Raw genomic sequence first — 7,584 nt, 5'->3', positions numbered from 1 at the left:
CGTCGAGGCCGCCGTGGCGCAGATCCGCGGGCTGGCTGCCGGCGGGGCGCAGGTTGTCCGGCTGGTCTGCCGGGCCGCGGGCGACGCTGCGCTGATCCGGCGGCGCGTCGAGGTCCCCGTCGCTGTCGATTCGGCCCTGCTCGTCACCGATCCGCAGTGCGCTGATGTGGCGATACTGCGGTGTGGCGCCCTCGGCGGGGTGCGGCGTGCGCTGCGCCGCGCCGAGAAACTGGACCTGCCTGCGCTGGTCGAGTTCAGCGGGACGACCAGCATCGGCCTGGCCGCCGACGTCGCGTTGGCCGCGGCACTGCAGTCGCTGCCGTTCGGCTGCGGACCGGTGCCGGGGTGGCTCGCCGATGCCGACGTGGTGTCCGAGTCGCGGACGCTGATCCCGGTCGACGGCCACCTTCCCGCCGCCCCGATGCCCGCCGGGCCCGACCCCGGCAGGCTGGCGCCGCTGCTGGTGACCGATGCCGGGACGGTGGGGCGCTACCGGGCGCTTCTGCGGCGAGCCGCAGCGATCTTGTAGCGGCGAGCCGCAGCGATCTTGTAGCGGCGAGCCGCAGCGACCCTGTAGCGGCGAGCCGCAGCGACCCTGTAGCGGCGAGCCGCGCCCGGCTCAGTCCTGCTTGTTGATCAGGCGGGTCAGCGCTTCCCGGTCCGGGGCCACCAGTTCGTCGATACGCGGCTGGTTGACGTCGGCGACGATGATCTCGCCGACCTCCTGGTAGACGTCACTGAAGATGCCGTGCGACTTCATCTTCTCGGTTTGGTAGATGTTGTCCTCGGTGGGCGCGACGTAGTAGACGATCTCGGCCTTGAACCGGTGGATCAGCCAGACGTGGATCACGTCCATCAAGCGCTTCTTGCGCAGCTGCTCGGCGAAGGTGTTCTGGTCGCGGACGGTCAGGATGCTGCGGCCGTGCCGGTCTTTGATCGGGTCCACCACCACGTTGGCCAACGGCTCCTCACCGTCGCCGTAGATGCCCAGGTCGAGCACGTCGGAGCCGGCGCGGCGGGGCCGCAGCTGCACGTGCAGCTTCTCGGGCAACTGGTAGTGCTCGCTCCACAGCGCCAGCCATTCCTCCAGCAGCTTCTTGGGCACTTCGGTCTGCACCAGGTGCTGATGCTGGGTCGAGCCCTTGCCCATCGCCTTGGTGGTCGCGGTCCGTCCGGACGACGCCGCCAGCGCGGCGTCGCTGCGCGGACCGCCGACGAGCGTCTGGGGAGTGCGGTACGGCGATTCGACGAGGCGCATCTTGCGCTGAAGGCGGGCCAGCGCGAGCATGCCCTCCTGACGCAGCGAGGTCGCGAACTCCTCGGAGGCCACGCCGTCGACCTGGTGGCCGCCGTAGGTGATGAAGTTGAAGACGAAGCCCATCTTGCCCAGTTCCTCGGGGAACGCACGCATCTGTTCGTCGGTCATGCCGGTGGTGTCCCAGTTGAACGAAGGCGAGAGGTTGTAGGCCAGCATCTGGTCGGGGTAGACCGCGTGGATGGCGTCGGCGAACTGCTTGGCGTCGGCCAGATCGGCGGTCTTGGTCTCCATCCACAGGATGTCGGCGAACGGGGCAGCGGCCAGGGACTTGGCGATCGCATACGGGATGCCTCCGCGCACCTGGTAGTACCCCTCGGGCGTCTTGGCCCGTTCACAGTCCCACGCGACGTCGGCGCCCAACTCCTTGGCTTTCTCCCGCGCCGTGTACAGCGGCGCCCGCTCGGCGAAGACCCGCCAGTCCTTCGCGCTCATCGCCGCGGATTCACCCTCGCGCTCGCGGAATTCCAGGAGGTCGGCCACCGCATCGGCATAGGTGTCGAGGCCGGCGTCGTCCTGCCAGGCGTCCACGAAACGGGATTCCACCTTGTCGAACGCGGCGTCCAGGGAGGACTCGGCACCGTCCTGCCATGCGGCGGCGGTCTCGTCGATCAGCGTTGCCAGGCCCTGACGCTCCAACCATGCCCCGGCGGTCGCATACTCGCCTTCGGGCAGCGCGTAGAGCAGGTGGCCGTTCAGTTCGGTGACGCCCTTGTCGTAGAACCGGCGCACCATGGCCAGGAAGCACGACTTGTAGGACGGCACCTTCAGGTTGGTCGCCCCGAGCAGGAACGGCTGGTCGCGTTCGTCGGCGCGGCTCTCGACCAGGTTGGCGGCTTCGGCGTCGGTGCGCGCGACGATGATCCCGGGCACCCGCATGACGTCGAGCTGGAATCGGGCGGTGTTCAGTCGCTTGATCTGCTCGTCGGAGGGCACGAGCACCTTTCCGCCCTGGTGGCCGCACTTCTTCGTACCGGGCCGCTGGTCCTCGATGTGGTAGCCCGGCACACCGGCTTCCACGAAGCGACGGATCAGGTTGCGCACGTGCGGGTCACCGCCGTGTCCGGTGTCGGCGTCGGCGATGATGAACGGCCGGTAGTCGTACTCCGGCGCGGTCTTCCGCTGGGCGTCGGTCATCTGGAGCCGGAGGTACTGCTGATTGCGGTCGGCGGTCAGCAGGGCCCGAACGATGCTGGCCGCCTCCTCGGGCACCTGGCTCAGCGGGTAGCTCGCCAGGTCGGGTCCCGGATCCTCGCTGATGGACCCCTTGGCCGAGGTGGCCCAGCCACCCAGGTAGATGCCCTCGATGCCCATCCGTTTCATGACCACGGCCTGGCCGGGGGAGTAGGGCCCGAACGTGGTGATGCTCCTGCCCGCAGCGAACAGCTCCCGCAGGTGCGGGTAGAACGCCGTCGCGGCCTCGCGGGCGATCGCGTAGTCCGACGGGATGGTGCCGCGCTGCTCGGCGACCTGGCGTGCGGTGTAGAGGCGGATGATGCCCTCGAAGCGAGGGCTGTCGAAGTAGCGCTGCGTCTCGGCGACATCGCGCTCGAACGGCTCGCCGGTTGTGTGGTGCTGGAAGGCGTCAGCTTCGATGATGGCCATAATTCACAGTACGGCGCGGGACAAGGGTGCGGGAATTATTTGGTGCCGAAGATCCGGTCGCCGACGTCTCCCAGGCCGGGCACGATGTAGCCGTGTTCGTCGAGTTCGCGGTCGATCGCCGCGGTGTAGACCGGCACGTCGGGGTGGGCTTCGGCCAGCGCGGCCAGCCCTTCGGGGCAGCTGATCAGGCACACGTACTTCAGCGATTTGGGCTGGTGTTCGGCCAGCCGGTCCAGCGCGGCGACCGCCGAGTGCCCGGTCGCCAGCATCGGGTCGACCACGACGACATCACGTTCGTGCAGGTCGGCGGGCATCTTGAAGTAGTACTCCACGGCTACAAGAGTTTTCGGGTCACGGTAGAGGCCGATGTGGCCGACACGGGCGGACGGCACCACCTCGAGCATCCCGTCCAGGATTCCGGTGCCGGCCCGCAGGATGGAGGCGAAGACCAGCTTCTTGCCGTCGATGACGTTCCCGGTCGTGGTTTCCAGCGGTGTGTGCACCTCGACTTCGTGCAGCGCGATGTCGCGCAGCACCTCGTAGGCCATCAGGGCCGAGGCCTCGTGGACGAGCTGGCGGAAGCTGTTCGTGGAGGCGTCTTTTCGGCGCATCAGAGTGATCTTGTGCTGAACGAGAGGGTGCGTGATCAGGTGCACACCGCCGGCAGGAGCAGTCATGGTCGCCATCTCTCGGTCGTCACAGCGTCCCAATCTAGTGTCGGCGGCCGGGAGGTGCGCCCGGGGGAGTTTGCCGAATGCTGCGCGACCGTCAGGGGTGTCTGCGCCGGCCCCCTGGCTGGACGGGGCGCCGCCGGCGCGCTTGCCCGGAGCGCGGAACTCGGCGAGGGCGCGGCCGAAGCCGCCGTCACGGACGGACGCGACCGACGGTAAACATTGCATGAACTAACAAAGTGGTTACTTAGTTGCGCAGATCAACCACTTGCCAGTCGGATATGGTCGGCGCATGAAATCGAGCGCGTGGACCGGGTCAGTGATGGCGGGATCGGCGTTTGCCGCCGGCCTGTGCTTCTATTGCGCGGCGTCCGCGCAGGCCGATACCGGTGACGAGGGGCCGGCACGCACACCCCGGACATCGGTCGATGCCGGACCCTCGCGAGCGGCGACGGGGACGGCCCACGACACCGACGGCACGGACAGCAAGACCCAGACCGACGACAGCGACAGCTCCGGGTCGGACGACATCGACGACAGCGACAGCTCCGGGTCGGACGACATCGACGACGCTGACGAGATCGAGGACGTCGAGGACGATCTGGACGATTCCCCGATCGCCGACGACGAACTCGACGGGGACGTCGAGGATGCGACCGCCGTCGAACTCGATCCTCTGGTCACCGACGACGCCGAGATCGACACCGGCGTCCCCGACACCGACACTCCCGACACCGACGCTCTCGACGCAGGCGTCGATGCCGAGTTCGGCACCACAGATACAACCGCACGGACCACGCAGCCGGAGGGTGCGGACGTTTCCGCGGCGGCCCCGGCTTCCGAGGACCCGGCCGACACCTATCCCACCGTCACCACCGCACTGCACCAGCTTTCCCAGGCACAGTCGCTGCTGACCGCCGGCACCTGGGGGGAGGGCAACCTCTTCGCCGGAATCGCCGCGATCGCGCCGCAACTCATGATCGGCACTGCCCAGTTGTCGTTGCGCCAGTGGGAGGATTCGATCGACCATGCGCTCGGCTTCTTCGCCGCCACCGAGGGAATCCCGATCGTTCACGGCATCGCTCGGGTTAACCTCGCGGCCACCGAGTTCCTTCCCACCGTGGCGCAGGTGTCCCTGTCCGCCGCTCAGTCGCTGCTGCCCGCGGTATCGCAGGCCGGCGCCAGCCTGGTCGCGTTGGAGGCATACGGGGAGATCGCCGCCGCCCAACAGAACGCCATGGTGTACGCCACCGTGCCGATCACCACCACGACCACCGAGCTCGGGCAGGTGTTCACGGTCGTCAACATCTCGGTGAACGGCGGGGGGATGGTGCCGGTCCTGCTCGACACCGGGTCGATCGGTCTCGTCATCGACAGCTCCGTGGTGCCGCTCGGAAGTCTCGGCCCGACCGAGGACAGCCAAGACATCTGCTCGCAGGTCACCAGCGGCCATTGCAGCGCCGACTACGTGGGCGCCGACGTGGCGTTCGACGTGTACACGACGACAGTCGATTTCGGCAATGGAATCGTCACCGATCCGACCTTTGTCGGGGTTACCGTCGTAGAAGGGGCCTTCGATGGCCTGCCCTTCTACGGCATCCTGGGCGTAGGCCCCAATTCGTTCGGCCCGATCGTGAGCTCGCCGACCACCGCGCTGCCGGGCTTGCTCCCCACCGGTGCGCTGATCAACGCGGATGCCGGGTATCTGACCTTCGGTCCCAACCCGCTACCCGCACGGGTCACCCTGCCCGGCAACCCGCACACCGAGTTCTTCCTGGCGTTCGACGGCGGCGCCCCGCAGCTCGTCCAACTGGGCAGTATCGATTCCGGGGGCGCGTCCGGCTTGATCTCGCCGGCACTGATCCCCACCGGTGGACTGCCCCCCGGCACCACTGTCTCGCTCTACACCGTCGAAGACGGCACCCTGATCTACAGCTACACCCTCGATGAGACGAACACGCCGTCGCCGGACCTGGATCCCCCTGCCAACACCTACTTCAACACCGGTCATGAAGCCTTCATCCATGGGCCCGTCTACGTCGACTTCACCGCCAACGAGGGCAACGGCGCGGCGTCGTTCGACCTCGACTGGTGGGGCTGGCGGGCGCCGTCGATCCGGCTGCCGTGGCTCTGACATCAGGCGCAACCACCCGAAGCAACCGCAACAGCACTCACTCGAGAACAGGACATATCCAGCGAATGAAGTCGAGCGTGTGGACCGGATCGGTGATGGCGGGGTCGGCGTTCGCCGCCAGCCTCTGTCTGTACTGCGCGGCGTCGGCGCAGGCCGACACCGGTGACGAGGCACCCACGAGGACACCGCGGACATCGTCGACCAGTGGACCGTCAACAGCGCCGGCGTCCACCGCAGACGCCGACAACGACGAGCAGGACAACGACAGCACCGACGACGACGGCACCGACGCCACAGCCGCCGGCGACGGCGGCGACGGCGGCGGCGGCGACGGCGACGGCGAGGAAGTCGGCCTCAGCGACGATGCGGTCGACGACATCCTCGACGACGACACCGACGCGGACGACCCCGTCGACCCGGCCGGCGAGGAGAGCACCACCGACGCACTCGGCGCCGACACCGGCGACCTCGACGACGCCGACTTCCTCGACACCAGCGACCTCGACTACCACTTCGACGACGACACCGACACCCTCGCCGCCGAAACCGATACGCGCACGTCGACACTCGCGGCCCCGGACACCGAACCGAATCCCACCCACCTGGCGCTGGCCGAACTCGCCGACGCACAGTCGATCCTGACCGCAGGCACCTGGGGCCAGGGAAACCTCTTCGCCGGCATCGCCTCCCTCACACCGCAACTCCTGATCGGCACCGCCCAGGCATCGCTGCACCGATGGGATCAGTCGATCCACGGAGCACTGAACTTCTACGCCAGCACCGAGGACATCCCGATCATCCGCGGCATCGCCGCAGTCAATCTCATGGCCACCCAAGCGCTGCCCGCACTCGCACAATCAGCCATGAGCACCGCCCAGGGACTGCTGCCACTGGTCGCACACTTCGGCGCCGACGAAGCCGTGGCCCAGGCCTACGCACTGGTCGCCGATGCTCAGCAAGACGGCATGGTCTACGCCACCATCCCCGTGGGCACGACGGATACCAGAGCCATCGTCTACATCTCGGTCAACGGCGGCGACCGCGTACCGGTCATGCTGGACACCGGCTCGCGCGGACTGCTCATGAACCCGGACTACGTACCCCGCGACAATCTCGGCCATCCAGAGAACACTGCGGACACCTGCGCACATCTCTCGCATGGTCGGTGCGAGGCCAACTATGGCACCGGTAGTGGCGACGACAAGACCTATTTCTTCGACGTCTACACAACGACCGTCGACTTCGGCAACGGACTCGTCACCCAACCAACCTACGTCGGGGTCGCCACCGACTCCAGCGCGTTCGACCAGGAGTACCACGGCATCCTGGGCGTCGGCCCCCATTCTGCGAGCCCGCTGATGAGCTCGGTCACGAGCGCGCTACCTGGCTGGCTCAGCCACGGAATGCTGCTCGATGAACGCGGCGGCTACCTCACCTTCGGGCCGAACCCATTGCCACGACGAGTCCACCGCGACGGCAGCCCTCATGTGTCGGCCGAGATCAGCCTCAATGGCGGACCCACCCACAAGGTCACAGCGACCATCGATTCGGGCGGCGGGTACGGTGCCATCTCGTCAACGCTGGTGCCCACCGGCGGCCTGGTTCCCGGGACGGTGCTGTCCGTCTACGCTGACGACGGCAAGACCTTGCTGTACTCCTACACCCTCACCGAGGACAACATCCCCAAGGAGTCCAAGAACTCAGCCTATTTCAACACCGGCGTCCAAGCATTCATGAGCGGCCCCATATATGTCGACTTCACCAAGACCAACGAGGAAGGCGAAGTAGTAGGAGCCACCGACTTCGACTACTCCTGGTGGGGCTGGAAAGCCCCCGCGATTCGGCTGCCCTGGATCTGA

At 67.3% G+C, this 7,584-nt stretch carries 5 protein-coding genes; 3 read left to right on the top strand and 2 right to left on the bottom strand.

The features are described 5' to 3' along the window. Positions 1-529, top strand: a 529-nt coding sequence (locus tag ACXAID_RS00700; RefSeq protein ID WP_475020244.1) for an O-succinylbenzoate-CoA synthase, incomplete at its 5' end; no start/stop codon positions are given. 90 nt (positions 530-619) lie between these two features. Here ACXAID_RS00700 and aceA read toward each other — a convergent pair. Continuing rightward, complete coding sequence (gene aceA / locus ACXAID_RS00695) at positions 620-2,920, bottom strand: isocitrate lyase ICL2 (RefSeq protein WP_475020243.1); 2,301 nt, start codon at positions 2,918-2,920, stop codon at positions 620-622. A gap of 35 nt (positions 2,921-2,955) precedes the next feature. Further along, entirely contained in the window at positions 2,956-3,597 is a 642-nt protein-coding gene (gene upp, locus ACXAID_RS00690; protein ID WP_475020242.1) for a uracil phosphoribosyltransferase, read from the bottom strand. Positions 3,598-3,883: 286 nt separating this feature from the next. Between upp and ACXAID_RS00685 the strand changes: the two genes are divergently transcribed. Together ACXAID_RS00685 and ACXAID_RS00680 are read left to right on the top strand one after the other, a co-directional pair. Next, positions 3,884-5,725: a PecA family PE domain-processing aspartic protease gene (locus tag ACXAID_RS00685; RefSeq protein WP_475020241.1), complete on the top strand. Its 1,842-nt coding sequence runs from the start codon at positions 3,884-3,886 to the stop codon at positions 5,723-5,725. 65 nt (positions 5,726-5,790) lie between these two features. Beyond that, positions 5,791-7,584 carry a PecA family PE domain-processing aspartic protease gene (locus tag ACXAID_RS00680; RefSeq protein WP_475020240.1) on the top strand — a complete coding sequence of 598 codons (1,794 nt, stop codon included), beginning with the start codon at positions 5,791-5,793 and terminating at the stop codon, positions 7,582-7,584.

It is taken from the genome of Mycobacterium sp. ABE4_509 (assembly GCF_056160785.1).
This window is presented reverse-complemented; position numbering and strand designations above follow the sequence as displayed.